The sequence below is a fragment of the Mesorhizobium sp. 1B3 genome (genome assembly GCF_050958605.1).
Lineage (GTDB): Bacteria > Pseudomonadota > Alphaproteobacteria > Rhizobiales > Rhizobiaceae.
The window spans coordinates 144,075-170,346 of the sequence record NZ_JBJHDO010000007.1 but is presented as its reverse complement, the minus strand read 5'-3'; the positions used below and the strand labels follow the sequence as shown (position 1 = coordinate 170,346).

The window sequence follows — 26,272 nt, the reverse complement described above, 5'->3', positions numbered from 1 at the left end:
ATCATGGCCGCTTGGCAGAAGCGTTTCTCGATCGAAGACAAGCGCGCCCTGGTGACCGGCGCCTCGCGCGGGATCGGGCGCGAGATCGTCGAGGTGTTTCTGGATGCGGGGGCCGACGTTGCCGGCGTGGCCCATCATGCCGGCGGCCTTGAGGGTCTCTCCGGGAAGGCCGAGGCAGCGGGCCGATCGTTCCTGGCCATCGAGGCCGACCTCGCTACGGTGGAAGGTCCGCGCTCGGCCGCCGCCGCGGCGCGCGCCCGTTTCGGCAGGATCGACATCCTGGTCAATTGCGCCGGCGTCGCGCTGATCGCGCCGCTGACGGAGGCGGCCGTCGAGGACTGGGACAGGAGCATGGCGATCAACGTACGCGCGCCCTTCCTGCTGGCCCAGGCGCTGGCGCCGGGCATGATCGAGCGCGGCGGCGGGAAGATCATCAACATCTCGTCTCAGACAGGGGTAATCGCGCTCGATGACCACGCCGCCTATGCGAGTTCCAAGGCGGCACTCAATGCGCTGACGAAGTCGATGACAGCCGAATGGGCGCGTCACAACATCCAGGCAAACGCGATCTGCCCGACCGTGATCCTGACGCCGATGGGCCGCCAGATCTGGAGCGCGCCGGAAAAACGCGACCCCATGCTGGCGCGCACGCCGGCCGGGCGCTTCGGCGAGGCGGTCGAGGTGGCCGACTGCGCGCTCTATCTCGCCTCGCCGGCTTCCGACCTGATCAACGGCACGACGATCATGATCGAAGGCGGCTACACGGCGGTGTGAGGGGGAGGGTCTGAAGCGTCGGGCGTTCGTCCGTGAGATTGTGTCGTACGCCCAACGACGCAGAAGTGCCTTCTTCGCGACGATCGTGATCGAAGGCCCGCTCGATGGCGGCCAACATCGCAACGCGACCGGCCTGCTGGGCATCGCTCACCCAGGCGGGGCGGCTGTCCACCCAGCGGCGCATGGCCCGGGCCGCGCCTTCCGCCGTTGCGTTAAGGCCGGCGGCGAATTCGTAGGACGCAACGCGGCGGAACAACTCCGTATCGGCATCGCCGCGACGGCGCTTTTCCGCCAGGATATCGCGAAGGAACAACCGCACCCCACCACCTCCCGTTGCATTGTTCGTAGGAAACTTCCTATCCTATTGTCAATAGGAATATACCTATCTGCGAGACTCGCGCGCGTAAATGTTCTTGATTTGTTCGAAATCTGGAGTCACATGTCGGGAGAAACAGCGGAGGCAGGATTGCTTACATATTTCGTCGTCCAGAGCTTCGAGCGCGGCAGAAAAGGCTCTCTGGTCGCGGATCAGCCGATCGAAACGCAGGGTTACGAACAGGCGACGCGGATGGCCGAGCGGCTGTCGCGCTGCAAGGCGGGAGTGGTCGCTTTTGCGCGAAGGGGCGACCCCGCGACGGGCGATTTCGAGGAGCCGGTGGTTATCGCGAGTTACGGGAGTCTAGGAATTGGTGAGCCATGAGGAGCAAGCGAGTGGCGAATAGTGGAAAGAAAAAGCTTTCGCGCTTCTGTGCTACCTTGTTTCTGACTATTGGCTATTGTTAGCGCGAATTATACTTCCCCACCACGCGATGGCAGATGGGCCAGTCGGCGCGGAATTCCTTGAAGGTCCTGGCGGGGTGATACTGCTCGAGCGTCCACTCGCGGTCGCTGATGCCGACAAGGCGCTTGATGACCGCTTCCTCGTCACCGAGCGACTTGGGCGGCGTGTGAAAGAGCACCACGTCGGTGTCGCGCTGCGGCGGCAAGTTGGGATGGATCAACGCCGTATCGCCCGGCCAATAGGCCGGCACCATGGAATCGCCGGTGATCAGAAGTCCATAGCCGCCCTTCACCCCTTCCAGGATCGTCGGCATCTTTACATATTCGATCGGGTCGAAGCTGACGATCACATGGCCGTCGCCTCCTCGCGCGGCGGCGTAGAGCGGTAATGTCCGTTCCGGCCTGACAAGACTGGAGCCGGGAATGACCACCGGCGCAAAACCCTGGGCTCTCTGGCGAGGGCCGGATTCGGCCGCCCGCCCGATCACCCCCATGATGGTGTCGAGGTCGCGATCGCGCAGTTCCTGGGGCGTTCCTCGCTCCACGAATTGCTGGACATAGGCGTGGTTCCGGCCGATCGCGGCCGACAGATCCTTGTAGGTCGTCAACCTTGCGTCGACCGCCTCGCGGATACGCTGACGGATCTCATTCATTTCCTATCATTCTCATGCTTCTTCCTGCCTGTCAAATAGGAAGTTTCCTCTTGACTAAGGAAATAATTCCTATGAATGATAGGGAATGTCCAGCAAAGCACCACAAAAACAAACGGTCCCGGCGCGATGCGCGCTCGGGCCGCGACAGGAGGAACTCCTGTCCTATCTGCAAGGGCTGGCCCCCGTCGGCCAGCCTTTCGAGTTCCGTTGCGCCACGACCGCGCGGGACCTCGGCCTCCACGAGCACGGCGTCGTCTACGTGGCGTTGCGCAAGTTGATCGCCAAGGGATTCGTCGAACGGCTCGAGTGCGACCGGTCCGGCGCCAAGGGGCGGCTGCGGATCCTGCGGCGTCTCGAGGGCGCGGCGAAGGAGGCTGGCACATGAGCAAGAAGCGCTGGTTCCGTTTCCACATCGATGCGTGGTTCAAGGGCACGACGGGCCTCTCGCCCAGCGAGATCGCAGTTTACATCACCGTGCTGTGCGAACTCTACGACAATGACGGTTTCGCGCCGCTCGACGTGCGGGTCATGGCGCGCCGATGCGGCATGCGAGAGGGCACCTTCCGCAAGGCCCTCGATGCGCTGATCGCACGCGGAAAACTTTCGCTCGAAGCCGGTTTCCTGACCTCGCGAGCTGTCTCGGAAGAGATCGAAAAGCGGGAGAGACTCGTCGCGAAAGTGGAAAAAAAACTCGTCGAAATCGCGCCGAAAAACTAAATGAAATCAAGGAAAATCATCGAAATGTATCCCCATATACAGAATCCAGAATCAGAATACAGAAGCCCCTTGCTCCAGTAGGCGCCCTCCATCCCGAGACGGAGCCGACCTCTGTCTCCACTGCCATGCTCGACTTCATCAAGCGCCGCGAAATGCGTCGTCGCGGACAATCCTAGGAGACACAAAATGTTCACCGTGGCTTATCGCAAGACCAGACGCTCCGGCCGCACGGAAATCCGGGAGCCCGCAGGCGCAGGTCCAGCCGCCCAGGACGGGCAACAGGACAAAACCCAGAAGGCCAAGGCTCGCAGCCAAGCGCAGAAGCGTGCCGCGAAACGGGGCCGCCCACGCAAGGACGTTCCCTTCCGTGAGCCGAACGGGCGCGCCTCCCGCGCCGAAGACCCGATCGACAAGCTTGCCATCCAGGTGCGCGCGAAGATGCTGGGCATTTCCGAGCAAAGGGCGAGGGATCAACGCGCCGGGTCCTTCCTCGGCTACCTCGCAATGCTCGGCCGCGCCGACGGCCTGTCGGCCTCGCAATACGAGGCGGCGCTGGAATTTCGGGAAGTGCGCAGCGACTATCTGAAAGCGATCAAGGCGCCCAACGCCGTGGTCGACAACCAGTCAACCGGCCGCCCGAGCGATGCGGTAAGTGACGATTACATACGCTGGTGCGCCCATGCGACGGCCCGCTACGCCGCCGCGCGAAACGCGGTGCAGGAAGCCCAGAACGCGACACGCTCGGAGAATCTCTGGGCCGCTCTCGACCTCGTGGTGATCCAGGAACAGCCGATCTTCAATCTCCTCGGCGCCACGCGCGTGCTCTGCAACGCCCTGGCGCTGCATTTCCGGAAATAGGCTCCGTACCCTTCGCGGGCGCAAGCGTTGCTCCTGCACTTGACAGAAGGTTGTATTTTTAACTAAACCTAATGTTGCGCTTGATGCCATATGCAACCGAATGAAGGTGCGCCGAGTCTGCTCGAGTTTGACGCTGAGGGTTGGGGACAGCGCGGCCGGGCTGAGCTGTGGCGCGAAGACAGGGCGGCAGGTTTCCGCGGGGGGCGGACCCGCCGCCCTGTCCATTTTTCGCAGTGGTGCCGCGCGAACGGTCAAGGAAACATCCCAATTCCCTAAACGGTTGTCTCCTTTTCCCGGGAATGCTCTATTTTGAGCCGGGTAAGTTTCGCACGCAAAGGAACGACCGATGATGGGCTGGTTCCGGGCCTTGCTGCCCCGCGAGGACAAGTTCTTCGAACTTTTCGAACAACACGCCAACATATTGGTTTCCGGCGCCGGCGAACTGAGAGCGCTGCTCGAGGGCGGCGACGCCGTGGAGAGGCATGGCCGGGCCATCGTCGAACTCGAGGACCAGGCCGACGACGTTACGCGCGAGGTGATGCTGGCGGTGCGACGCTCCTTCATCACGCCTTTCGATCGCGGCGACATCAAGGATCTCATCCAGTCCATGGATGACGCGATCGACATGATGCACAAGACGGTGAAGACCGTGACGCTTTTCGAGCAGAAGAGCTTCGAGCCGCGCATGCGCGAGATGGGCGATATCATCGCGGAGGCTGCGCGGCTGACGGCCGAGGCCGTGCCGCTTCTCGACAAGCCGGGCCGGAACGTCGCGCGCCTCGCTCAACTCGCCGAGGAGATGATCCTGGCTGAGGGGCGCGCCGACGATTTGTACGATCAGGGCCTCAAGGATCTCTTTCGCAAGGTCGGCCGGACCGACCCGATGGCCTGGCTGATCGGCAGCGAGATCTATTCGGAACTGGAGAAGGTCGTCGATCGGTTCGAGGATGTCGCTAACGAGATCAGCGGCATCGTCATCGAGAACGTTTAGATGGAGGTGCTCTCGCTGCCGATCCTCGTGGGGCTCATCGGCGTCGCCCTCCTGTTCGACTTTCTCAACGGGCTCCACGACGCCGCGAACTCGATCGCGACAATCGTTTCGACGCGCGTTCTCAGGCCGCATTACGCCGTCGGCTGGGCGGCCTTCTTCAACTTCATCGCCTTCCTGTTCTTCGGCCTGCATGTAGCCGAGACGCTCGGGACCGGCATCATCGACCCCGGCATCGTAGATCCCGCGGTGATCTTCGCCGCGCTGGTCGGCGCCATCGTCTGGAACGTGGTGACATGGATCTTCGGCATTCCTTCTAGCAGTTCGCATGCGCTGATCGGCGGCTTGGTCGGTGCGGGCGTGGCCAAGGCGGGGGCGAGCTCCGTGGTGGTTTTTGGACTGGCGAAGACGACGGCCGCGATCGTGCTCTCGCCGCTCACCGGCTTTGTGCTCGCCCTGTTTCTCGTGCTCGCCGTGTCCTGGCTGTTCGTCAAGCAGACCCCGTTTGCGGTCGACAAGGTCTTTCGCGTCCTGCAGTTCGTCTCGGCCTCGCTCTATTCGCTCGGCCATGGCGGCAACGACGCGCAGAAGACGATGGGTATCATCGCCGTGCTGCTCTACTCCCAAGGCATGCTCGGGCCCGAATTCTACGTGCCGCTCTGGGTCGTGCTGACATGCCAGGCGGCGCTGGCGCTGGGCACGCTGCTCGGCGGCTGGCGGATCGTGCATACGATGGGCTCGCGCATCACGCGGCTCAACCCGATGCAGGGTTTCTGCGCCGAGACCGGCGGCGCGATCACGCTCTTCGCCGCTACCTGGCTCGGCATCCCCGTCTCGACCACGCACACGATCACCGGCGCGATCATCGGCGTCGGAGCCGCGCGACGCGCCACGGCCGTGCGCTGGGGCATCGCCGGAAACATCGTGGTGGCCTGGGTGATCACGCTGCCCGTCGCCGCCTTGATCGCCTGGCTTTGTTATCTGCTGGTCGCAATGACTATATAGCTGCTTGGCGCGCCCGGCCGGGAACGGTTCGGCGGTTTGGGTCGTTCGGCGGCATGAGAAAGAAGAAGGCAAAAACAAGGGCGCGGAAGGGAAAGCCGATCCGCCAAGTGGCGGCTTTGCCTTATCGTCGCGGCGCCGGCGGGGCCGTGGAGTTCATGATTGTGACTTCGCGCAACACGGGGCGCTTCATTCTCCCCAAGGGCTGGCCGATAAAGGGCATGTCCGACGCGGAAGCCGCGGCCGAAGAAGCCGAGCAGGAAGCCGGTGTAACGGGGCGGGTGGCTAAGCAGCCGATCGGACGGTATCGGTATTGGAAGAGGCTGTCGGATTCCTTCGTACCGATTACCGTGGCCGTCTTCGCCCTCGAGGTCGAGGCGGACGTACAGGGCTTCCGTGAGCAGGGCCAGCGCGAGCGGGGCTGGCTCGCTCCCGAAGAGGCGGAACTGCTGATCGACGATCCCGAGCTCAAGTCGCTCATCCACGACGCCCGGCGCCTGCTTGTTCGAGAAGAGGGGTGACTCCCTCGATGAGCGCACAACGCGTGCTGCCGAGGGAACTTCCGTGTGAACGCGTCGTTTCTCCGCAGGAGAGGTCAACAAACCGCCACAACATGCGTGCTTTCAGATTGGGGCCACCCGGAAAGTCTTATGGCAGGTTTGAGGGGATTGATTATCTATTGCTTCGCATGAACATCGAACAAAGACCGAGAACCCTGCCGAAGTCGCTGGTGGCGGCGCTGCAGAAGACGCCGATGCGCTACGCAAAGGCCGGGACGCCAAGCGCCAGCACGACGGTTGCGTCCTACAATGTCCACAAATGTGTCGGCGTCGACAATGTGTTCGACCCCGAGCGCGTGGCGACCGTGATCAGCGAGATCGATGCCGATATCGTTGCATTGCAGGAAGCCGACGAGCGCTTCGGCCGCAGGGCGGGGTTGCTCGACCTTCACCGCCTCCAGCGCGACACCAATCTCGTCCCAGTCGAGCCGCCCCGCCATTCCACCGGTCACGGCTGGCACGGCAATGTGCTCCTGGTGCGCGAAGGTGCGATCCGGAGGGTCGAACATCTGAAGCTGCCGGGCGTCGAGCCACGCGGGGCGCTGGTGGTGGATATCGAGCGCAAGGGCGTGGAGTTCCGGGTGATCGCGGCGCATCTGGGGCTGCTGCGCCATTCGCGCGCCCTCCAGGCCGCCCACCTACTCGAGCATGCGGTCGCCGGCAACCGGCCGACCATCCTGCTCGGCGACCTCAATGAATGGCGGGTCGGACGGCGCTCGTCGCTGGAAACGCTGCTACCCGATTTCGGGCCGATCGAGGCGGCCATACCGAGCTTTCCCTCGCGTTTTCCGCTGCTTGCGCTGGACCGCATCCTGGCGAGCCCGCACGACCTCATCACCAGCATCGAGACCCATGACACGCCGACGGCTCGCATGGCATCCGACCATCTGCCGCTAAAGGCGCGCGTCGATCTCGCGCCCTCGCAGCAAATGGTGTGATGCTCATCCTCCTGATCGTCGCGATCATCCTCGGTCTGTTCTGCCTGGCCTCCTTCCTCGCCGTCTATTCCTACGGGCTGTTCGCCGCCCATGCGAAGGGCGAACCGTCATTCGCGCTGTCGCCGGCCGGGGAGGAGAGCGCAATCGGCCGGACAGCCTTGCGGTTGGCAGAAGGGCGCGAGGGCGCGAGCGGCCTGGTGCTGCTGCCGGAGAACCTCGACGCCTTCGCGGCCCGGGCGCTGGCGGCGCGCCATGCCGGCTCGAGCCTCGATCTCATGTACTATCTCTGGCACAACGACTTGACCGGCCGCATGCTCGCCAACGAGGTGGTGAAGGCGGCGGACAGAGGCGTTCGGGTGAGGCTGCTGCTCGACGACATCAACACGCGCGGCAGCGACGCGGCCTATCTTTCCCTCGACAGCCATCCGAACATCTCGGTGCGGATCTTCAATCCGAGCCGAGCCCGGGAAGGGGCACTGCAGCGTGGCCTCGAAATGGCCTTGCGGGCGTTTTCCGTCACGCGGCGCATGCACAACAAGGCCTGGATTGCCGACGGCGCGCTGGCGATCGTCGGCGGGCGCAACATCGGCGACGAATACTTCGATGCGGCCGAGACGAACTTCCGCGATCTCGATGTCCTCCTGGTGGGCGAGACGGTGGCGGAGACGCGGACGATCTTCGACGCTTTCTGGAACAGCGACGCGGCGATCCCGATCCGCGCGCTTGCCCCGCTGCGCAAGCATCGGCTGCGGCGACTCAGGAAATCGCTGGCAAAACTCATGGAGAGCAACGCGGCCCATCCCTATTTCGAGCGGGTGCGGCGCAATGCGTCGGTCGCCAGCATGATAGAGGGCCGGCTCCACTGGACGTCGTCCGCCGCCGTGATTTCCGATCCACCGGAGAAAGCGGCAGGCGAAAGGCGCGAAAACTGGCTCCTTTCCGAGCTTACGCCGGCGATATCGTCCAGCGAGCGTCGCCTGGAGATCACATCCCCGTACTTCATCCCCGGCGTGGAGGGCTCGGCCCGGCTTCAGGCGCTTGCCCATCGCGGCGTCGACGTGGCCGTTCTCACCAACTCGCTGGCTGCCACGGATGTCGCGGCCGTGCATGGCGCCTATTCGAAATACAGGCTGCCGCTGCTCGAAGACGGCATACGCCTCTATGAGCTCAGACCTTATGCGGGAAGCGGCGATATCTCCGTCATGGGCTCGAAGGGCGCCAGCCTGCACACCAAGGCTTTCACGGTGGACGACAGGCTGGGATTCATCGGCTCGTTCAATTTTGACCCGCGCTCAGCCTCGCTGAACACGGAAATGGGCGTGTTGTTCGAACAGGCCGACCTCGTGGCGGAGATCCGCAAGGAATTCCAGCGACAGACCTCGCCGGGCGCGAGCTATCGCCTCATGGTCGAAGAGGGCAGGGTGGTCTGGCGGGACGGTACGGCAACGCTTTCAGGTCGCGAGCCAGCGGCGGGTTGGTCCCGCCGCCTGATGGCCTGGACGATCGGGCTGCTGCCGATCGAATCGCAATTGTAGTCAGAAATGGCTGTTCCGGCTGGCAGATGCGTCAAATGCGACTGCTGCGAATGCCGCGACCTTTCTCTGCGGACTTGATCTTGTGCCCGGCCGGGGGCGCCGTCCTGCGGTCGTCCATCGGACTGTAATTGGGATCCTCGTCGCCGACGGCAACGCCCGAAGCATGCTTGCCGCCGCGGTTGATGAAGGACAGAGGTGGTTTGCGTTCTGGCTTGGTCCTTTCCATGGCTTGCTCCTTCCCTGAGTGGCAAACGCGGCCAAACAGAGAGCGTTCCCGGAATCGCGCTGAAAAACGAAGCCTTGCGCCGGGGAGCGGCCGGTCTCGGTCGGCTCCTATTGCGGGGCTGTCGCAGCACGGCTGCCTCGTGCTTTTCGGCATAGGGAGTTCAACCATGGCATGAGACGTCAGCATCTTGCGGATCACCTTGGATTGCACTTGACAAGCGGGGGGCAAGTCAGCGAATTTCTGACACATCGTTTCACTTTCGAAGAATTGCGCCCGCCTGGTCCCAACCGCGGCGGGCTTTGTATTTTTGGCCAAAGCTGGGCAGAAAATGTCTTTCCCCTGCATCGTGATAGATTTATCAGGCCTTGAAATTACCGCAATCGATGATTGCATATATCGAAATTCATACAAACACAGGTTGACGGCGATGCCTAGAGCGCGTCTTGGCCCTGCAAATGCCCAACATCTCATGGCTGCGGGTCTCGCATATCTGGCCTTTTGCGCATTGTTCTTCTGGTGTGAGCTGCCCTCCAGATGGAACATGTTCTCGGCCCTCACGATGACATATGCTTCGATCGTAATTGTTCCTCAAACACCGAATTTGAAAAAGAGGGCTGTCATCATATTCTCGCTCTTTCTTGTTTTTGGTGCTTTTTCGCCACTTTTCTACACAGGGTGGGAGTATTTTACCTGGGATGATGCAATTTTTTCCGCAGTGGTTGCAGCTCTAAACCCTTTCTCTCTGCTGTTCGTCGCAGTTTATTTGATTGTTATTCTGGTGACTAGGACGTTGCTCGGCGCAAGGACCTGACTTTCTACAAGGTCTTTCGGCTCTCGCGAGGTGCCGTCGGCTTTCACGCCTTCGCTCATCATTAGTCTGCGAAGTGGGTTGCTTCGGACCCGCCTGCTTGGACGCGCAAGCCTCGTCGTCCAGCTCGCGGCCGTGTTACGCCATGCGTCGCTCAGGTTGAAGGAAACTCACATGAGATACAATTCGACAGCGCCAGAATACGCAGGGCGCCCTGAACGAAGCCGAAGAGCGGCTTTGCCGACTTTGCGCGCCAGCCGGGACCTCGGGCAATGGTTCCCCGGTCGTCCCGCATTTTCCGAGAGGCCAGTGCGGGTCGCCGACACATACATCATTTCGAACAACAACCGGCCCGGTGGCATTCCCTGGATAGGCACACACACAGGCCTCGCAATCCTTTCCGACGACGGAAATCCGGAATACAACGCCCTTTACGATCCCAACGGGGCCTATCCAGCGAAAGATATTGGCAGCGGCCGGTTCCTGATCGGCCCGGATGTGTCGCTGGGAAGACTACGAAAGAAACCAGCTGCAGGATGGACCGGATGTCACGGTACGTCGGTACGACACCACTCCTGAGCAAGAACAGCAGATCATGGAAAGGATCGACACCATCGGTGGTGGCGGATGGCTTTCCTGTACCCGGGACATCGCCGAGGCCATCGGCGGCATCGGGCCATTCAGGGATGTCGAAAGCATGCGCATGCCGAGTGCCTTCGATGCGCATCTGGAAGAGCGGCCGACATATGTTCAGAAATACAGGCCCGGCGTTCGTGCCGAGCGAACGGATCGAAGGCTGTTGGAGAAGATAATCGTCGATAGCCTTCTGCAGGCAGTACCCAGGAACTCCAGGAAATAATGCCGCCCAGGCCGATGTCGCTGGCGGAAGCAGGTTAGACGGGACAACGTGTGTCGGTAGTCGATCACATTTTTCTTACCGCCCAGGATTGCGATTGCAATCGTCCCGTGAGTTCGATGTTCCACAAAGATTTCCGGACTTCGCTGCGGACAGTCGGCTGGCAAGTGTTTGCGCTGGCAGGCCCGACAAGGGCTTTGCCGTGCCGCGTGGCCGTCGTCTCAGGTCCTGCAATTAAAAGATGCATAAGGTAGATGTTCTACCTTTACGGGCACAGCAGTCTGTGGTAACCAAGTTCTGAGGAATTGCGCCGCTTCTCGATCGGATTTGGAACGTAATGAAGTATCTATTTGCTATGCGTTACGTTGCGATAGCAATTTCGTTTTTAGTTTTCGGATATTTTGTCGGGTCAATCTTCTCGCCTCCGTACTATATGATTGAAATGAACGTCCAAAACAAAACAAAAGACGAGATAAACGTCGAATTTCATATAGAAAACAGTTTAAATTACAGAACAGTAACACAAATCAACGTTCATCCCTACTCAAGTAGAAGATACGTCGCACAGGCAGATAGCACATACTATATGATTATAAAAGTATCTGGCCGAGATGATCTTATGTTAAGCGAATATTTGTATGAGCAAATTAAATCATATGACGTCATATATGATGGAACAAAGCTGATCGGAACCGTCCGTGAGTGAGGGCACCCGGGAGCGGCGCTCTGATTTGGCGGCAGAGGATCGCCAGGGCTCGGATATGGGCTTGCGCCGCGGACACTAGGACGGAACCGCCTTCGCCGCATTCTTTTGCGCGTGGGCCTGCTTCGAGCGCTTTCTCACGGATCCGCCGTCGCTGAGATCGAGCGCGACTCCCGGTCGAAGTTTCCTTGGGCAACCCAAAATCATCGGCAGTGCAACATGCTCAGAAGGAATGCAGATGGCAGACCATCGCAGATTTCTCGACAATCCCAAATACCACCCAAGGAACGTATACGCTTTCACGTCCAAGCTGCACGCTCCTGAAAGGGAGGTCTTGGAAAGGGAGTTCGGTTGGACTTCCAATGGCATCGGCGACGCTACGGCCGCGCTCATCAACACGGCTGCAAATGCACCTGACGGGCTCTGGTACGAGCAAGCGCAGCAGGATGCGGAGGCCGCCAGAAAGGAGGCGTTGAATCTCGACATCCCTGGATGCGAACCGGGCGTCGACTATGATCCAGGGCGGGATCCGCACAATGATTGCCGCGATGCTTATCGTCATGCACTCTGGGTGGCTCTCATGGCCCCACGCGATCCGGCTGCAGCCAAGCGGCAGGCTGACGCACATGAGAGATCGGCTACGAACAATTTCAATGAACATTTCATGGATCTTTGGTCCAATCGCGAGGGCCTCCAAGCCGTGGAGGGCCTGCCCAAGGGAAGTGATCCTCGCTCCGCTCTAGCCGAGTCCATGAAAAACAGGCGCTTGTTAAGGAATGTTGACGAGGCATTGGTAATAACAAGCCGTCTTCTGCCGACCGGCGTGAAGACCTCTGCCAGGAAGGGTAGAATTCCAAGCGTCTCGGAACGAATCGATGCGCTACGCTGGTAGTTGTTCTGTTCTATTGGTGTCGATTGTTCCTGTTGACATTTTTATAAAAACGCGAAATTGCGTTTGACGAACCTTTAGATATCGACGAATTACTTAAACATTCTTTCATATTTTAAGAATTGTTCCTGCGCATCCCATCGCGGCGGGTTTGTATTTCTCCCCCACTCATCCGGTGGCCGATGGCAAGGAAAAGAGCGCCGGGGCTGACCCTGGCGAACAGGCGCGCGGCGATCGAGACAGTAAGCTGGTCGTGCCGTTGAAGTAACCGGCCGCAACGCTTCAGGCCTGCAGATATCAGAAATGCCTCAATCTCAGGTTGTGTTCTGCGAAATGGTTGCGGAGGGAGTAATGAGAGTGTCTGGTGCGTATATCGGCTACACAATCCGTTTTGTGCAGCATTTGCTGGCCGCGGCTATCGGATATCTGGTTTTTTGCGCTGTGTTCTTTTGGGATCAACTGCCCTATCCCAGATGGAACTCGTTCTGGCATCTGTCGATGGCATATGCGTCGATCGTCATCGTTCCTGCGGTTTCGAGTCTGAAAACAAGAATTTTTTTGATTTCTTAGTGTTTGGCGTCGCTGGCGCGGTTGCAGCGCTTAGGTTCACTAGCTGGAAGTACTTTGATTGGGAAGATTCGATAGTTGCAGCCCTGTTTGCGGCGCTTAAGCCTGGCACTTTGTGCCTGATCGCAACATACGCTCTTGTTATCTTTTATACTAAGAGGCTGTTTAGCAGAGGCTTTTGATTTTAACTTCCCGCAAGGTGTTGCCGCGGGCAGGCCCTTGCCGGTCGTCGTAGTCGCCTCGGATAGGCGGCCAACTCGCTAAGTGAGCCTTTGCGGCGCAGGGTGGCGGTGGCCGAGATGCCCGCCCCATGTCATCACCACTGGCACTGGATGTTGACAGATCCGGGGCCGCCATCGCCGGCGCGGCCCATCCAGGCCGCTTGGCTTCGCGCTAACGCATCGGCCCGAAAATCGATTTCGGAAAGATGCGTAGATCAAGTGGCGGCGTGCTGTCAGGCATGTGACCGCCCATCGATCACATTTTTCTGACTACCCAGGATTGCGATTGACAAACCTTTCGCCACGGATGAATTAATGACGCATTGTTTCACTTTCGAAGAATTGCGCCCGCCCGATCCGTCGCGGCGGGTTTTGCGTTCTTTCTCCTCAAATCCGATTGGTGGGCATCTCGTCCTTCGTGGCTCGCTTCGCTCGCACCTCAGGATGAGGACGCTTGGTACCAAACTCCTCATCCTGAGGTGCCCGCAAAGCGGGCCTCGAGGGATCCCACTCATCCGGTGGCCGATGGCAAGGAAAAAGAGCGCCGGGGCTGACCCCGGCGAACAGGCGCGCGCGGCGATCGACACCGTGAAGCTGGTCAAGCGGCTTCAGCTTTACGTGCTCGGCGAGAATGACGAGGCCGGCAACCCGGTCGAGCTCGATGCCGCCAAGCTCAAGGTCATCGAGATGCTGCTCAAGAAAACCCTGCCCGATCTCGCCAGCATTTCGCTGGGTAGCGGGCCCGAGAAGAGCTTTGCCCATGCCGTCGAAAAGATCGTCCGCGAAATCGTCGACCCTCGCGACGCCCGCGACTAGCGGGGAAGAAGGACCGCAGCCGGCGGCACGCCCGGCGCTGCGCATCGAGACGGCCAGGATCTTTCGGCCGCTCCTGCAGCCTGCTCGATACAAGGGCGCCCATGGCGGGCGCGGTTCGGGCAAGTCGCATTTCTTCGCCGGGTTGCTGATCGAGGACAGCCTGGCCGAGAAGGGCCTGCTCTCGCTCTGCATCCGCGAGGTGCAGAAGAGCCTGCAGCAATCGGCCAAGCGCCTGATCGAAGCCAAGCTTGCCGACTTCGGCCTCGGCGAAGCTGACGGTTTCAAGGTGTTCCGCGAGGTGATCCAGACACCGGGCGACGGGCTCATCGCCTTCCACGGCATGCAGGACCACACGGCGGATTCGGTGAAGTCGTTCGAGGGCTTCAGGCGCGCCTGGATCGAGGAGGCGCAAACGCTGTCGGCGCGCTCGCTCGGTCTTCTGCGCCCGACGATCCGGGCCGAAGGATCGGAGATCTGGGCGAGCTGGAACCCGCGACGCAAATCCGACCCAATCGACAGGCTGTTGCGCGGAGCGGAACTGCCGACCGGCGCCGTCGTGGTGCGGGCCAACTGGTCGGACAATCCGTGGTTTCCCGCCGTGCTGGAACAGGAGCGCAGGGATTGCCTGCGCGCTTCGCCCGACCAGTACGACCATATCTGGGAAGGCGGCTATGCCACCGTGCAGCAGGGCGCCTATTACGCCGAGGCTTTGGCGCAGGCTCGGATCGAGGGGCGCATCGGCTTCGTGCCGCGCGACCCGCTGCTGCCGGTCAAGGCCTTCTGGGACATCGGCGTGCGCGACGCCACCGCCATCTGGATCGCCCAGTTCGTCGGCCGCGAGATCCGCGTGCTAGATTATTACGAGGCTTCCGGCCAGCCGCTGGCGGTCCATCTGGAATGGCTGCGGTCGAAGGGCTGGGGCAATGCCGAATGCATCCTGCCGCATGACGGCAATCGCGGGGATGCGGTGACGGCGGTGCGCTTCGAGGATCACATCGCCGCCGCCGGGTTCAAGGTCGAAACCATTCCGAACCAGGGCAAGGGTGCTGCGCTGAAGCGTGTCGAGGCGGCGAGGCGGCTCTTCCCTGGGATATTCTTCAACGAGGCGACATGCTCGGCCGGGCTCGACGCGCTCGGCTGGTACCACGAGAAGCAGGACGAGGCCCGCAATATCGGGCTGGGACCGGAACATGACTGGTCGAGCCACGCGGCCGACGCCTTCGGGCTTCTCTGCGTGGCCTATGAGGCGCCCCGCGAGAGGCGTCCGAGGTCGGTATTCCAGAACAGCGCCGGAGCATGGATGGGGTGATGACCAACAACGACGATCTCATCAGGCACGCGCGCCAGGCCTATGAGCAGTGCAAGAGCGCGGAGCAGCACAATCGCCGGACCGCGCTGGAAGACGTGCTCTTCGCGCGCAAGGGCGAGCAATGGCCGGCTGATATCCGCGCCCAGCGCATCCGCGAAGGGCGGCCATGCCTGACCATCAACAAGCTGCCGGCCTTCATCCGCCAGGTGGTGAATGACAGCCGCCAGAACAAGCCGGCGATCAAGGTGCATCCGGCCGACAGCCGGGCCGATCCCGGCACGGCCGAGGTGATTAACGGCATCATCCGCAACATCGAATACACCTCCAATGCCGATGTCGCCTATGACACGGCGATCGAGAGCGCGGTGACCGGCGGCTTCGGCTACTGGCGGATCGTGACGCAATATTCCTTCGACGATGCCTTCGACATGGACCTCGCCATCAAGCGAGTTTCCAACCCGTTCTCGGTATATGGCGACCCCAACAGCTCCGAGGCGGATTCCTCCGATTGGGACGTGGCCTTCGTGGTGGATCGGCTGTCGGAAGGGCAGTTCAGGCGGCAATATGGCAACAGCGCCCGGGTGAATTGGGACGACGACGCCTGGAACGGCCTCATCGGCACGGATTGGCGCACGGATGCCCATGTGCTCGTCGCCGAATATTGGACGCGCGAGGAGATCGAGCGGCCCATCGTGCTTCTGCAGGACGGCACGGTGCTGCCGCGCGAAGCGCTGGAGGGCGATCCCGACCTACAGGCGCTCGCCGCGACGGGCGCGCTTCAGATCCATAGCGAGCGCATGGCGAAGTCCCACAAGGTGCGCCAGCGCATCATGTCGGGCCTGGAGGTGCTTGAGGACAATGACTGGCTCGGCCGCTACATCCCGATCGTGCCCGTTTATGGCGACGAATTCGACATAGAAGGCCGGCGTTACTTCCGCTCGCTGATCCACAATGCGATCGACGCGCAACGCATGTTCAACTATTGGCGCACCAACGCGACCGAGCTCGTGGCGCTGGCGCCGAAAGTGCCGTTCATCGGCAGGAAAGGCGCCTTCGACCACGACCAGGAACGATGGCAGACGGCCAATACGCGCAGCCACGCCTATCTCGAATATGAAGGACCGGAAATGCCGCAGCGCCAGCCGCTGGACATGGGTGCGGCGGCCGGCAGCCTGCAGGAGGCGCTGAATGCCAATGACGACATCAAGTCGATCATCGGCATGCATGACGCCTCTCTCGGCGCGCGCTCCAACGAAGCGAGCGGGCGGGCGATCCTGGCGCGCCAGAGGGAAGGGGATGTCTCGACCTTCCACTTCATCGACAATCTGGCGCGCGCAATCCGTCATACGGGCCGCATTCTGATCGACCTGATCCCGCATATCTACAACGGCCCGAGAATCGTGCGCATTCTCGGCGAGAACGGCAAGGTGGAGAACCGGCCGGTGAACCAGCAATATCCGCAGCTCGACCCTCGCACCGGCCAGCCGATCCAGGACATGGCTGGCAATCCGGTGCTTGCCATCCATGATCTCAATGCCGGCAAATACGATCTGACGGTGACGACCGGCCCGAGCTACACGACGCGGCGCGAAGAGGCGGCGGTCGCCATGACCGAGCTGATCCGGGCGTTCCCGCCTGCGGCGCCGATCGTCGGACCGGAACTCGCGAAGAATCTGGACTGGCCGGGCGCCGACAGGATCGCCGACAAGATGGAGGCGCAGGCGTCGGGACAATTGCCGCCGGAAGTGCAGCAGCAGATCGAGGCCGGCAAGCAGCGCCTTGCCCAGCTCGAACAGGAGAACGCGCAGCTCAAGGCCGATCAGAGTCAAGGCCAGGCCTTCATCCAGTCCCAGGAGCGGATGAAGATCATGGAGATCCAGAGCGACGAGCGCGTCGCGGCGCTGAAGGCCGAGGCCGATGCGCGGATTGCCATGATGAAGGCGGAATCGGATGCGCGCATTGCGGCGTACAAGGCGGAGTTGGCGGCGGAGAAGAAGGCGGGCGAGCCCGTTCGGATGGATCCTGGCGTATCGATCATCGATCGTTGACTACAACTATAGATTTTATAATCTAATGGTGCTACTGTTGCGTGTTAAAATCTAGCCGGTGGGGAGCAGGACGATGCCGAGAGCAAATAGATTGCGGCGGGACTATCGGATGGCGGCGCGCACGGGCCGTTGCATCTGGGTTGGATTGACGATCATGCTGGCTTCGGCTGTGATGCTTGGCCGAGCCTTCCCGGAAGAAGGCGAGAACACCCCTCCTGAGACTGTAGGGCAAATCGTCGAGAAGTTTTTCGACGAGAACAAGACATGCATTGATTTCACTGACGGTTGTTCCATTTGCACGCGGGAGTGGGGAGGGGTCACCTGCTCAACGCCTGCGATAGCGTGCATTCTTCATGAGTTGCAGTGCACGAGAGAGGGTAGAACACCGGAAAAGAGTGATGGTCGATGAAGCCCGCTGGGGGTAGGCGATCTACAAATCGCAGTATCGCGCTAACGCTATTCCGAACGTTCCTGCTGCTCTGTCGCTCTTGAGAGTTCTGCACCGTGGGGCAGCCGGCCGCCTAGGCACGGAATGGATCCACGGATCACCTTCGGCTTCGCTTCGCTCGCCTGCGGGTCCGTGGATGACGATCTGCATTTACGGCTTCCAAAATCGCCAGCGCTGACAACTGGCAGCTGCCAGCGAAGCTTCGTCATATTCGGACCCGAGCCGAGCGAAGTGGCGGCGAGGTGATCCGAGTATCCCATTCCGTTCCCAGGCGGCCGGCTGCCCGACGGTGAAATCGATCCACGTCAGCGGCAGCCAACGAGGTGAAGCGGCTCAACAGGCCCTTCGCAGCGCTATCGTCCCCGTTTGTCATCTCCCCAGTGCCGCACCTCGGCACGGCCGCCACGAATGCGGGCGAACGACAGAGCCATAAAAATCGAGAGGATGCTTGAATGCCTGATTTCGTCCTAACCGCCAAGGATGGGACCCGCCACCGGATCACAGCTCCTGACGAGGCGGCTGCTCGCAAAGCGCTCGCCGCACAGGAGGGCGAGCCTAGGGAGGAGGCCGGGGGGCATTTGGCGGCCGTAGGTACCGGCTTGCGGCGCTTGGTCGAAGGTATACCCAGCCTTCCCGGGACTGCCCGCGAAGTACAGTTTGCAGCCGCTGAAGCGATAGCGCGTTGGCTGAATGCGCCAGGCGCGCAGGCCGCCATCGACGGGATCAATAAAGCACGCCAGTTCCGTTCTGTGCCGACAGCCGAGGAAGTGACCGCGGCCACGACGAAGGTCATTGGCGCACCATACAAACCAAAAACCACGGCTGAAGAATATACGGCTACGGCCGCCGAATTCCTACCGGGACTGTTAGTGGGAGGCGGTCCGGTCCGCAAGGGCATACAATGGCTGCTTCCGGCACTTCTCAGTGAAACCGGCGGCCAGATAGCACGGCGGACCATACCGCAATACGAGCCGCATGTTCGCTTTGGATTGGGGTTGGGTGCAGAGTTTCTGCCTGGCGGCATCCTGCGCATGACTACTGGTCCGCATGCTCTTCGCGCGCCAGTCCGAGCCGAGACGCTACAACCCCAGAGTGCGCCGGACGCGGTTGGACAGATAACCGAAAGCGAGGGGACGCGATATGCGGTGGGAGGTCCTATCGAAGGCAATCCCGGAGCGATTGCAGAGCAGCAGGGCACCTTCCCACAAACCGGTCCGGAGAGGTCAGACATCGATGCCGATGTGGTGTCACCGATCGTGATGCGCGAAGCCTCTATCGTTGAGGATGCAGGTACGAATGCCGAGCGGCAGGTGAAAGTGGAGCCGATGACATCCCGTGTGGTGGACGGGGTGGGCTCTTTGCCAGCACCGCCGCAGCAAAGTTTTCCCTCGGTGCCGCCCAACAGCAAACTGGCGAGAATACTTCGCGACGGTGTTCAGCCGACAGTACCGCACAGTCCAATACCCCGCGATCATCCGGTTCGTGGTAAGCTGCCGCCTGTTTCAGATCCGGTAGAGAACAAGCCACGGGCAATCATCGACCAGCAGGGCAACGCCCCCACCCACACGGTTCCAGATCGGACCGCCACCGATGCCGATATGGTGTCACGCGAGGGCCATGTTGTAGCGAACGTGCCGAACAATGCGCCGGAGAAGGTGCGTGTGATCACGACGCCATCCCAAAAGCGGGACAGGTTGATGTCCGTACCAGCGCAGCCGAAGCCTGGGACAGCATCGGAGACGCCCTATAGCGAATTGGCGGGACTGTTCCGCGAAGGTGTTCACCCGCAAGTGGCGCAAACGCCAATCCCGCGCTACGATCCTCCTCGGGGCGTACCGTCGCGTATCGCCGATCTGACCGCCAATCGCTACGTGCGCGACAAGATCATCGAGAATATAGAGCGCGGTATCCGCATGGGCGGACCGGACTGGCTCAATGCGGAACCGCTCAGACTGGCATTCATCGACGAGCTAAAAGACTTGGAGGGCGGCCAGCGCTTCGATCATTTCTTCGATCTCTTTGGCGCCACGACTGCCCTCTCCAGGGCGCGGGAAAACCTTCGCAATACTTCGTTCTACTATACTCTGAGCGATCGGCGGCTGCCGGACGTTAACCCGTATCCCTACGGTCATCGGGCCCAGGCGCTGCACCGCAGGAACGTCGAGCGGGTGTGGAGCGGGGGACTCGATCCGCTCAGATTTCCGAAATCGGTATCCATAAGCGCGAATGCGAAGGGCAACTATCTCCCGGTGACCGTCGATTCGAACATTTTTCGACAGGCGGCGATGCTATCGGGTGACACGCGTTTTCTCACCACGTTCCTACCGATAAAGTCGGGCGGTTCGCGCAACATCAGGAGAGAATATAACGCCGGACTGATTAGCCCCGAGGAACTGAGTCAACCCTCCTATTGGTCACCGGCACCAAGGAGAAATGAATATCCAGCGATGGAGCAGTATTTTCAGGGCATCGCCCGCGAGTTGGGAATGACGCCCGCCCAGGCGGAGGCATCGGCATGGCTGGGTGGCGCCGAACTTACCGGTCTACGCTCCGACCCCTCGAAGAAACTCATGGATTTTTACAAAGATAGCCTGCTGTTGACGGCTATAAAGGAAAAAATGGACCCTCGCGATGTATTCAAGCGAACCATCCGTGGCCAACTCCCGCTTATTACCTTAGGCGGCGTGACATTGGCTCCCTACCTGATGCCTCGGGAAAAGCAAGAATCTCACGCGGGCGGTCAGCAGTTCTGAAATCCCCCGGCGGCGCGACAAGCCGCTTCAAGACCTCCCAAATTTCACCAACCGAAACGGAGTGATGATCGTCATGACCGACGAGCAATATCCTTTTGCCGACGAACTGGAGGCCCCAGCAATCGAGGCGGACGAGCCGATCGAACCCGGCCTGGAGAACCACCAGGAGGAGCAGGCGGAACCCGTCGAGGAATTCGAGGTCATCGAATTCGACGGCAAGCAATATCAGGTGCCGGCCGCTCTCAAGGGCGGTTTTCTCATGCAAGCCGACTATACGCGTAAGACGCAGGAGCTCGCCGAGCAGCGCCGGGGACTGGAGGATGTGGCGAGCCATATCCGCCAGCAGGCCCAGGCAGGCGACGAGGAAATCACGTCGCGCGCGGCGCTCGTCGCCCTCGATACGGCGCTCGAGCAATACGCCCAGCTCGACTGGAACCAGCTCGCCGCCAACGATCCGAGCGGCGCGCAGCAGCACTGGATGCGCTACCAGACCTTGAAGGAACAGCGCGGCCAGCTCGCGGAGGATCTCCACCACCGGCAGGGTTGGCGGACCCAGATGGCGCAACAGGAAACTGCAAGGCGCTTCGAGGAAACCCAGGACTTTGCCCGCAGGCACATCAAGGGATGGTCGCCGGAGCTCGATCTCCAGATCATCGAATTCGCACGGTCGAAAGGAGCGACAGACCAGAACCTGAGGGATGCCATGTCCCCCCTGGTCTACAACCTCCTCCATCTCGCCCGTATCGGCGAACAGGCCCTCAACAAAGCCACCGCCCCCAAGGCTTTGACAGCACGCACCGCCCGACCGCTTTCCATGGTCGGCGGCCGTTCCAGCCCCTCCGCCGGCAAGTCGCTGCACGACATGTCGATGGAGGAATACGCCGAGCACCGCACGTCGCAGATGCGCCGGGGCCGCTAAGCCGGCTTGCGTGGTTTCGCCCACGCCTCACCTGCTTAGCTTCTTCTTTGCCGCAGGTTTTGTCCGGAAAACCGCGGGACACTTTTCCGAATCTGCTTAGACCCAAACCCAATGCGGCGAGGCGGCGACCTCGCTGAAAGGATCTCTTGAATGGCAAATACCACTTTGACAGCGGACATCGTCGCCAAGGAGGCGGTGATGGTTCTCGATAACAACCTCGTCATGGCCAAGAACGTGTTTCGCGGCTACGAAGAAGATTTCACGAAGCGCATCAACGGCTACAAGGTCGGCGACACGATCTCCATCCGCAAGCCGGCCGACTTTACGGTGCGCGACGGCCCGGTCATGTCCACTCAGGACGTGATCGAGGGCAAGACCCAGATCGTCGTCAACAAGCTCAAGGGCGTCGACTTCCAGTTCACGTCGCAGGATCTGACGCTCCGCATCGAGGACCTGTCCGAGCGCGTCATAAAGCCGGCGCTGATCCAGCTCGCCAACCAGATCGATCGGGATCTGATGGCGCTCTACGCTTCCGTGCCCTCCTGGGTCGGCACGCCCGGGGCGACGGTGAAGAACTACAAGGACTTCGCGCTGGCGCCGGAACGTCTCGACGAGGGTGCAGTGCCCACCGACGAGCGTTGCGCGATCCTCTCGCCCGCCGATCATTGGGGCCTGCTCGGCTCGCAGACCGCCCTCTACATCCAGGACGCGGCGAAGGGCGCCTATCGCAACGGCTCGCTCGGCACCATCGGCGGTCTCGACACCTATATGTCGCAGAACGTGCCGACCCATTCGGTGGGTGTGGCGACCGGCACACCGCTGGTCAACGGCCCCGACCAGAAGTCGAGCTATGCCGCGGTGAAGGATAGCAACCAGCAGACGCTGGTGACCGACGGCTGGACGGCCTCCCAGGCGGGCATTTTGAAGGCAGGCGACGTGTTCACCATTGCCGGCGTCTTCGCCGTCAATCCGGTGACCAAGGCTAGGCTGCCCTTCCTGCGCCAGTTCGTCATCGTGTCGGACGCCGATTCCGATGGCGCGGGCAATGCGTCGTTGACCATCAGCCCGGCCATCATCGACGGCGGCGCCTTCCAGACGGTCAGCGCGGCGCCCGCCGACAATGCGGCGATCACCGTAGCGGGCGCGGGCGGCGGCACCTTTCGCCAGAATCTCGCCTTCCACAAGAACGCCTTCTCGCTTGTAATGGTGGACCTCGAAAGCCCTCCCGGCGCCGTCGAGGTCGCTCGCCGCGCCTACAACGGCACGCGCGTGCGCGTCATTCCCGTCTATGACGGGGTGAACGACGTATCGAAATGGCGTCTTGATGTGCTCTACGGCGTGAAGGCGGTCGATCCGCGCCTTGCCACCCGCATGAGCGGCGGGGCGCCGGCTTGACCGCCGAACGAAAAAGGGGGCGGCCTTCGGGCCGTCCCTGCCGCAAGGAACCGACGAACTCGGTCACTACGGCCTATTGCGCAACCTGGATGTATTCGACGGAAGGCGCGCGCCTGTTCGAAGCGGGCGAGATCATTCCCGACGGATTCGTGGATACCCCAGCCAAGGTGATGCCCGATGGCGCTGAATAACCATGCCGAGCTGAAGGCGGCCGTCGCCAACTGGATGGCGCGCGCCGATCTGACGGGCGAGGCGGCTGACTTCATCGCGCTCGCCGAGGCGCGGCTCAACCGGGAGCTCGATCCGGTGCGGCTCGACACTTCGCTGGCGGGGGTCGCAGGCTCGCGAAGCATCGACATCTCGTCGCTATCCTGCGAGCACCCGATCTCGCTGTTCCTGGCGCGGCCCGGCGCCAACGAGGTGGAACTGACACCCAAGGCTTCCGGCACATTTCCGCTGGTGGCTATCCCCGGCCGCCCTCGCTTCTGGGCGAGGGAAGGCGAGGCCATCGGCTTCGACCGGCCGCTGAATGCAGACTATCCCTTCCGGCTCCATTTCTCGCAATTCCATCGGCTGTCGGAGAGCTCGCCGACCAACTGGCTGCTCACCAACCACCCCGACATCTATCTCGCAGCCGTGCTGGTCTGGGGCGGGTTGTTCATCCGCGACAGCCCCTACGCCGCCCAGTTCCAAGCCGTGCTCAATGCCGGCCTGCCCGAGGTGAAGAACGCCATCGCCCGCTCGAAGCGCGGCAATCTCACTGTCGATCCCATGCTGCAGCGCATCGGCCAACCCTTGCGCGGAAGCTATAACGCGGCGGATGTCGAATGGCCCTGATCTCTTTCGCCAACTATGCACCGGACCGTTCGTCCTTCGATCCGGACGTTGCCGATTCACTGGAAAACGTGCTGCCGATTCATGGCGGCTATGGGCCGTTCCCCTCTTTCACGGCGCTCTCGCAGCCGTTGCCGGAGCGTCCGCAAGGCTCGTATCTCGCCTATGTCGTCAACGGCAACTACCTGCTATTTGCCGGCACGGCCACAAAGCTCATGAAGTTCGACGGGGCTACGCTCGCCTGGATCGACGTGTCGAGAGCCGGCGGCTATCTGACGCCAGCTTCCGAGCGCTGGTCCTTCGCTCAATACGGCTCGTGGCTAATCGCGACCAACGGCGTCGATCCCGTGCAGTATATCGACCTCAATTCGCCCGTGCGCTTCGCTGATCTCGCGCAGGACGCGCCGCGCGCCAAATTCGTGGGTTCGATGGGCGATTTCGTCATGCTGGCGCATCTAGCGACAAACCAGCGCATGGTCCAGTGGTCGGGCCTCAACCAGCCGCAATTCTGGACGCCGCGGCAGAGGTCTTCCGACTTCCAGGCATTCCCCGACGGCGGCGAGATCATGGGGTTCGCCGGCGGCGTGAACGGCTGCGTGATCTTCCATGCCGAGAGCGTCCGGGAAGGCAAGCTGGCACTGGAAACGCCGATGGTCATGACCTTCCAGCAGACGCTCACCAACCATGGCTGCATGGCGCCGCGGTCGGTGGTGGCGACCGGCAGCGGCATCTTCTACCTGTCGGACGACGGCTTCTACCGCTACGGCGTTCCGCCAGTCGGCATCGGTATCGAGCGGGTGGACAATTCCTTCATCGACGACATCTCGCGCCAGGAGATCTACAATGTCTATGGCAGCGAGGACCCCAACCGGAAGATCGTCTACTGGGCCTATCGCTCGATCGGAAACACGCTCGAGAACTCCTTCGACAAGGTGCTGCTCTACCACTATGGCGTCGACCGCTGGTCGCTGCTCAAACCCAACAGGATCATGACCGGCCTGATCGATGCGACCACGCCGGGCTACACGCTGGAGAGCCTGAGATCGCTTGGAATTCCGCTCGACCAACTGCCGTTCTCGCTCGACAGCCGCGCCTGGAGCGGCGGCACGCCGACGATCGCCGCCTATGACACCGATTTCCGCCTCGGCTTCTTCTCCGGCGATCCGCTGCCGGCAACGTTGCAGACGGGCGATGTCCAGCTGACGACCGGCAAGCGGAGCTTCGTCAACGGCTTCACGCCGCTGTGCGATGCCTCGACCGCCTCGGGCCGGATTGCGGTGAAGGACAGGGCAGGTGGGCCGTCGAGCTGGAGCAATCCAGCCATTTTGTCGGAACGTACCGGCCTCATTCCGGCGCGCTCCAGCGGCCGTTTCCATCGTTTCGAGGTGACGATCCCATCCGGCCAGCAATGGACGGCGGTGCATGGCGTCGAGCCTGACGCCCAACCCGAAGGGCAGCAATGACAGGGAAGCAACGACAGATGGCAGAAATAGAGCCAAGGCCGTTCGGTGAACTGACGTCCTACAATCCGTCTCTGCGCGAGCGCATCGGCTGGGGCGAGGCCGACCTGGCGGCTGCATTGGGCGTCGGTCGATATGGCCAACAGGACATTTCGCGCGCAGTCGGTGAATTTGTCGACTTCATACCATTTGTCGGCGAAGGGGCGGAGGCAGATGAAACCAGGCGAGCGTGGAACAGGGGGAGCGATATCGAGGCCGGTTTGCTTGGGCTGGGAACGCTTGCTGGATTGGCGCCCATCGCCGGAGATTTTGCCGGCAAAGGCATCAAAAAGCTGGCGAGCCGCTCGGTGAGCGTCTATGCTCCGCCGGTCAAACCAGCCAGGGCATTCGAGCTCGACTACCCCTCCGGAGCCAAAGCGGATGAAACCGGAAGACTCCTCGAAGACGTTGACGGTCGACCCCTCACCGCCGAAAGAGTTGTCGGCCGAAGAGCGGTGGGCGGAGAAGATGTCCCCCTCCCACCGTCGCAATATGACGCCGTCACAGAGGCAACGATTGGCTCGCGGCCTGAGGCAGTTGAGGCGCGAGCGCTTCCAAGAGGAACAGTAGGAGCGTATCGCGAACGTTATTCTCCCACAGGCGATCCTGAGCGCGACATTTACGTCCTCAAGACACTTCCTCCCGAGAAGAAGGACATGGTGACGGCCCACGAAATGGGTCACATGTTCGACAGCTTGGCGCGCGAATGGAAATCAGACCCAAAGGCCAATATTCCCAAGGGCGCGAGGTCCGAACTCAATTTCGTCTATAACGACCTCAACAATCCCGACCTCAATATGGCCCGTCAACGTGGCGTTGACTTCGAACGCACTCCACGCAAGGTCTACAAGGTATAAGCCGGAAAAACTCGGCTACAAACCGGGGCCGGAGGCCGACGCGGAACTCGCCGCCGAACTTGGGCGGGCCTATCTGGCTGACCCGAACTACGTCAAGACAGTCGCTCCCAAGGCCGCGAAATGGTGGAGGGAGCGCGTCAACACCCATCCTCTGTTCAAGGACATCATCCAGTTCAACAGCCTTGCCGCGGCGCTGGCCCCGGTCGGTCTGATGGGCTACCTCGCCGAACGGGACAAGCGATGAGCGGAATTGCGTTTCCGATGCCTGCCGTCTGATCGGTGCTGACAGCGACCGCCAACATCACTGCGTTCATGAGAG

At 61.4% G+C, this 26,272-nt stretch carries 25 protein-coding genes; 23 read left to right on the top strand and 2 right to left on the bottom strand.

Annotation, left to right across the window (positions count from 1 at the left end):
- Window positions 1–3 precede the first annotated feature (3 nt).
- Together ACCO56_RS19905 and ACCO56_RS19900 are read left to right on the top strand one after the other, a co-directional pair.
- Window positions 4–774 (top strand): SDR family NAD(P)-dependent oxidoreductase, encoded by a 771-nt coding sequence (locus tag ACCO56_RS19905; RefSeq protein WP_433642583.1) that lies wholly within the window; start codon window positions 4–6, stop codon window positions 772–774.
- Window positions 775–859: 85 nt separating this feature from the next.
- Window positions 860–1,474 carry a hypothetical protein gene (locus ACCO56_RS19900; RefSeq protein WP_433642582.1) on the top strand — a complete coding sequence of 205 codons (615 nt, stop codon included), beginning with the start codon at window positions 860–862 and terminating at the stop codon, window positions 1,472–1,474.
- 79 nt (window positions 1,475–1,553) lie between these two features.
- On the opposite strand, the gene ACCO56_RS19895 is transcribed toward ACCO56_RS19900, so the two are convergent.
- Entirely contained in the window at window positions 1,554–2,207 is a 654-nt protein-coding gene (locus ACCO56_RS19895; protein ID WP_433642581.1) for a S24 family peptidase, read from the bottom strand.
- 85 nt (window positions 2,208–2,292) lie between these two features.
- Here ACCO56_RS19895 and ACCO56_RS19890 point away from each other — a divergent pair, with 85 nt between their 5' ends.
- The 8 genes from ACCO56_RS19890 to ACCO56_RS19855 all read left to right on the top strand — a co-directional run bounded on the left by ACCO56_RS19890 (window position 2,293) and on the right by ACCO56_RS19855 (window position 8,805).
- Entirely contained in the window at window positions 2,293–2,592 is a 300-nt protein-coding gene (locus ACCO56_RS19890) for a hypothetical protein (protein WP_433642580.1), read from the top strand.
- On the top strand, window positions 2,589–2,924 hold the full coding sequence (locus tag ACCO56_RS19885; protein WP_433642579.1) for a DUF1376 domain-containing protein: 336 nt from the start codon (window positions 2,589–2,591) through the stop codon (window positions 2,922–2,924). Before ACCO56_RS19890 ends, ACCO56_RS19885 begins: the two co-directional genes overlap by 4 nt.
- Before the next feature lie 186 nt (window positions 2,925–3,110).
- Entirely contained in the window at window positions 3,111–3,782 is a 672-nt protein-coding gene (locus ACCO56_RS19880; RefSeq protein ID WP_433642578.1) for a hypothetical protein, read from the top strand.
- A gap of 346 nt (window positions 3,783–4,128) precedes the next feature.
- Window positions 4,129–4,773, top strand: coding sequence for a DUF47 domain-containing protein (locus ACCO56_RS19875; RefSeq protein WP_433642577.1), 645 nt, complete (start codon window positions 4,129–4,131; stop codon window positions 4,771–4,773).
- Window positions 4,774–5,775, top strand: coding sequence for an anion permease (locus ACCO56_RS19870; RefSeq protein ID WP_433642576.1), 1,002 nt, complete (start codon window positions 4,774–4,776; stop codon window positions 5,773–5,775).
- 155 nt (window positions 5,776–5,930) lie between these two features.
- Window positions 5,931–6,293 carry an NUDIX hydrolase gene (locus ACCO56_RS19865; RefSeq protein WP_433642575.1) on the top strand — a complete coding sequence of 121 codons (363 nt, stop codon included), beginning with the start codon at window positions 5,931–5,933 and terminating at the stop codon, window positions 6,291–6,293.
- 167 nt (window positions 6,294–6,460) lie between these two features.
- Window positions 6,461–7,270, top strand: coding sequence for an endonuclease/exonuclease/phosphatase family protein (locus ACCO56_RS19860; RefSeq protein ID WP_433642574.1), 810 nt, complete (start codon window positions 6,461–6,463; stop codon window positions 7,268–7,270).
- Window positions 7,270–8,805: a phospholipase D family protein gene (locus ACCO56_RS19855; RefSeq protein ID WP_433642573.1), complete on the top strand. Its 1,536-nt coding sequence runs from the start codon at window positions 7,270–7,272 to the stop codon at window positions 8,803–8,805. Before ACCO56_RS19860 ends, ACCO56_RS19855 begins: the two co-directional genes overlap by 1 nt.
- Window positions 8,806–8,836: 31 nt before the next feature.
- Here ACCO56_RS19855 and ACCO56_RS19850 read toward each other — a convergent pair whose 3' ends face one another.
- Complete coding sequence (locus ACCO56_RS19850) at window positions 8,837–9,031, bottom strand: hypothetical protein (protein WP_433642572.1); 195 nt, start codon at window positions 9,029–9,031, stop codon at window positions 8,837–8,839.
- Window positions 9,032–9,338: 307 nt separating this feature from the next.
- Here ACCO56_RS19850 and ACCO56_RS19845 point away from each other — a divergent pair, with 307 nt between their 5' ends.
- The 13 genes from ACCO56_RS19845 (at window position 9,339) to ACCO56_RS19785 (ending at window position 26,197) form a co-directional block, all read left to right on the top strand.
- Window positions 9,339–9,842, top strand: coding sequence for a hypothetical protein (locus ACCO56_RS19845; RefSeq protein ID WP_433642571.1), 504 nt, complete (start codon window positions 9,339–9,341; stop codon window positions 9,840–9,842).
- A gap of 592 nt (window positions 9,843–10,434) precedes the next feature.
- Window positions 10,435–10,698: a hypothetical protein gene (locus ACCO56_RS19840; RefSeq protein WP_433642570.1), complete on the top strand. Its 264-nt coding sequence runs from the start codon at window positions 10,435–10,437 to the stop codon at window positions 10,696–10,698.
- A gap of 938 nt (window positions 10,699–11,636) precedes the next feature.
- A complete protein-coding gene (locus ACCO56_RS19835) occupies window positions 11,637–12,290 on the top strand; it encodes a DUF6973 domain-containing protein (protein WP_433642569.1) in 654 nt (217 codons plus the stop codon).
- Between the two features lie 1,310 nt (window positions 12,291–13,600).
- The gene (locus ACCO56_RS19830; RefSeq protein WP_433642568.1) at window positions 13,601–13,891 is read left to right on the top strand and encodes a hypothetical protein; all 291 of its coding nucleotides are present in this window, start codon (window positions 13,601–13,603) and stop codon (window positions 13,889–13,891) included.
- Complete coding sequence (locus ACCO56_RS19825; protein ID WP_433642567.1) at window positions 13,836–15,200, top strand: PBSX family phage terminase large subunit; 1,365 nt, start codon at window positions 13,836–13,838, stop codon at window positions 15,198–15,200. The genes ACCO56_RS19830 and ACCO56_RS19825 overlap by 56 nt, the downstream gene beginning before the upstream one ends.
- Window positions 15,200–17,248: a portal protein gene (locus tag ACCO56_RS19820; RefSeq protein WP_433642566.1), complete on the top strand. Its 2,049-nt coding sequence runs from the start codon at window positions 15,200–15,202 to the stop codon at window positions 17,246–17,248. The genes ACCO56_RS19825 and ACCO56_RS19820 overlap by 1 nt, the downstream gene beginning before the upstream one ends.
- A gap of 900 nt (window positions 17,249–18,148) precedes the next feature.
- Window positions 18,149–20,449, top strand: coding sequence for a hypothetical protein (locus ACCO56_RS19815; RefSeq protein WP_433642565.1), 2,301 nt, complete (start codon window positions 18,149–18,151; stop codon window positions 20,447–20,449).
- Between the two features lie 64 nt (window positions 20,450–20,513).
- Window positions 20,514–21,368 (top strand): hypothetical protein, encoded by an 855-nt coding sequence (locus ACCO56_RS19810; protein WP_433642564.1) that lies wholly within the window; start codon window positions 20,514–20,516, stop codon window positions 21,366–21,368.
- A gap of 150 nt (window positions 21,369–21,518) precedes the next feature.
- Window positions 21,519–22,763: a P22 phage major capsid protein family protein gene (locus ACCO56_RS19805; RefSeq protein ID WP_433642563.1), complete on the top strand. Its 1,245-nt coding sequence runs from the start codon at window positions 21,519–21,521 to the stop codon at window positions 22,761–22,763.
- Window positions 22,764–22,940: 177 nt separating this feature from the next.
- Window positions 22,941–23,600, top strand: a complete 660-nt coding sequence (locus ACCO56_RS19800; RefSeq protein WP_433642562.1) for a phage adaptor protein — start codon at window positions 22,941–22,943, stop codon at window positions 23,598–23,600.
- A complete protein-coding gene (locus ACCO56_RS19795) occupies window positions 23,591–25,060 on the top strand; it encodes a hypothetical protein (RefSeq protein WP_433642561.1) in 1,470 nt (489 codons plus the stop codon). Before ACCO56_RS19800 ends, ACCO56_RS19795 begins: the two co-directional genes overlap by 10 nt.
- 116 nt (window positions 25,061–25,176) lie before the next feature.
- Complete coding sequence (locus ACCO56_RS19790; protein WP_433642560.1) at window positions 25,177–25,953, top strand: hypothetical protein; 777 nt, start codon at window positions 25,177–25,179, stop codon at window positions 25,951–25,953.
- Window positions 25,907–26,197, top strand: coding sequence for a hypothetical protein (locus tag ACCO56_RS19785; protein WP_433642559.1), 291 nt, complete (start codon window positions 25,907–25,909; stop codon window positions 26,195–26,197). The genes ACCO56_RS19790 and ACCO56_RS19785 overlap by 47 nt, the downstream gene beginning before the upstream one ends.
- Window positions 26,198–26,272: the final 75 nt, after the last annotated feature.

Bases quoted from the DNA above. Each gene is read 5' to 3' on its own strand.
- ACCO56_RS19905 (WP_433642583.1), top strand. From the start codon at position 4: ATGGCCGCTTGGCAGAAGCGTTTCTCGATCGAAGACAAGCGCGCCCTG.
- ACCO56_RS19895 (WP_433642581.1), bottom strand. From the start codon at position 2,207: ATGAATGAGATCCGTCAGCGTATCCGCGAGGCGGTCGACGCAAGGTTG.
- ACCO56_RS19890 (WP_433642580.1), top strand. From the start codon at position 2,293: ATGTCCAGCAAAGCACCACAAAAACAAACGGTCCCGGCGCGATGCGCG.
- ACCO56_RS19885 (WP_433642579.1), top strand. From the start codon at position 2,589: ATGAGCAAGAAGCGCTGGTTCCGTTTCCACATCGATGCGTGGTTCAAG.
- ACCO56_RS19880 (WP_433642578.1), top strand. From the start codon at position 3,111: ATGTTCACCGTGGCTTATCGCAAGACCAGACGCTCCGGCCGCACGGAA.
- ACCO56_RS19875 (WP_433642577.1), top strand. From the start codon at position 4,129: ATGATGGGCTGGTTCCGGGCCTTGCTGCCCCGCGAGGACAAGTTCTTC.
- ACCO56_RS19870 (WP_433642576.1), top strand. From the start codon at position 4,774: ATGGAGGTGCTCTCGCTGCCGATCCTCGTGGGGCTCATCGGCGTCGCC.
- ACCO56_RS19865 (WP_433642575.1), top strand. From the start codon at position 5,931: ATGATTGTGACTTCGCGCAACACGGGGCGCTTCATTCTCCCCAAGGGC.
- ACCO56_RS19860 (WP_433642574.1), top strand. From the start codon at position 6,461: ATGAACATCGAACAAAGACCGAGAACCCTGCCGAAGTCGCTGGTGGCG.
- ACCO56_RS19855 (WP_433642573.1), top strand. From the start codon at position 7,270: ATGCTCATCCTCCTGATCGTCGCGATCATCCTCGGTCTGTTCTGCCTG.
- ACCO56_RS19850 (WP_433642572.1), bottom strand. From the start codon at position 9,031: ATGGAAAGGACCAAGCCAGAACGCAAACCACCTCTGTCCTTCATCAAC.
- ACCO56_RS19840 (WP_433642570.1), top strand. From the start codon at position 10,435: ATGGAAAGGATCGACACCATCGGTGGTGGCGGATGGCTTTCCTGTACC.
- ACCO56_RS19835 (WP_433642569.1), top strand. From the start codon at position 11,637: ATGGCAGACCATCGCAGATTTCTCGACAATCCCAAATACCACCCAAGG.
- ACCO56_RS19830 (WP_433642568.1), top strand. From the start codon at position 13,601: ATGGCAAGGAAAAAGAGCGCCGGGGCTGACCCCGGCGAACAGGCGCGC.
- ACCO56_RS19825 (WP_433642567.1), top strand. From the start codon at position 13,836: ATGCCGTCGAAAAGATCGTCCGCGAAATCGTCGACCCTCGCGACGCCC.
- ACCO56_RS19820 (WP_433642566.1), top strand. From the start codon at position 15,200: ATGACCAACAACGACGATCTCATCAGGCACGCGCGCCAGGCCTATGAG.
- ACCO56_RS19815 (WP_433642565.1), top strand. From the start codon at position 18,149: ATGCCTGATTTCGTCCTAACCGCCAAGGATGGGACCCGCCACCGGATC.
- ACCO56_RS19810 (WP_433642564.1), top strand. From the start codon at position 20,514: ATGATCGTCATGACCGACGAGCAATATCCTTTTGCCGACGAACTGGAG.
- ACCO56_RS19805 (WP_433642563.1), top strand. From the start codon at position 21,519: ATGGCAAATACCACTTTGACAGCGGACATCGTCGCCAAGGAGGCGGTG.
- ACCO56_RS19800 (WP_433642562.1), top strand. From the start codon at position 22,941: ATGGCGCTGAATAACCATGCCGAGCTGAAGGCGGCCGTCGCCAACTGG.
- ACCO56_RS19795 (WP_433642561.1), top strand. From the start codon at position 23,591: ATGGCCCTGATCTCTTTCGCCAACTATGCACCGGACCGTTCGTCCTTC.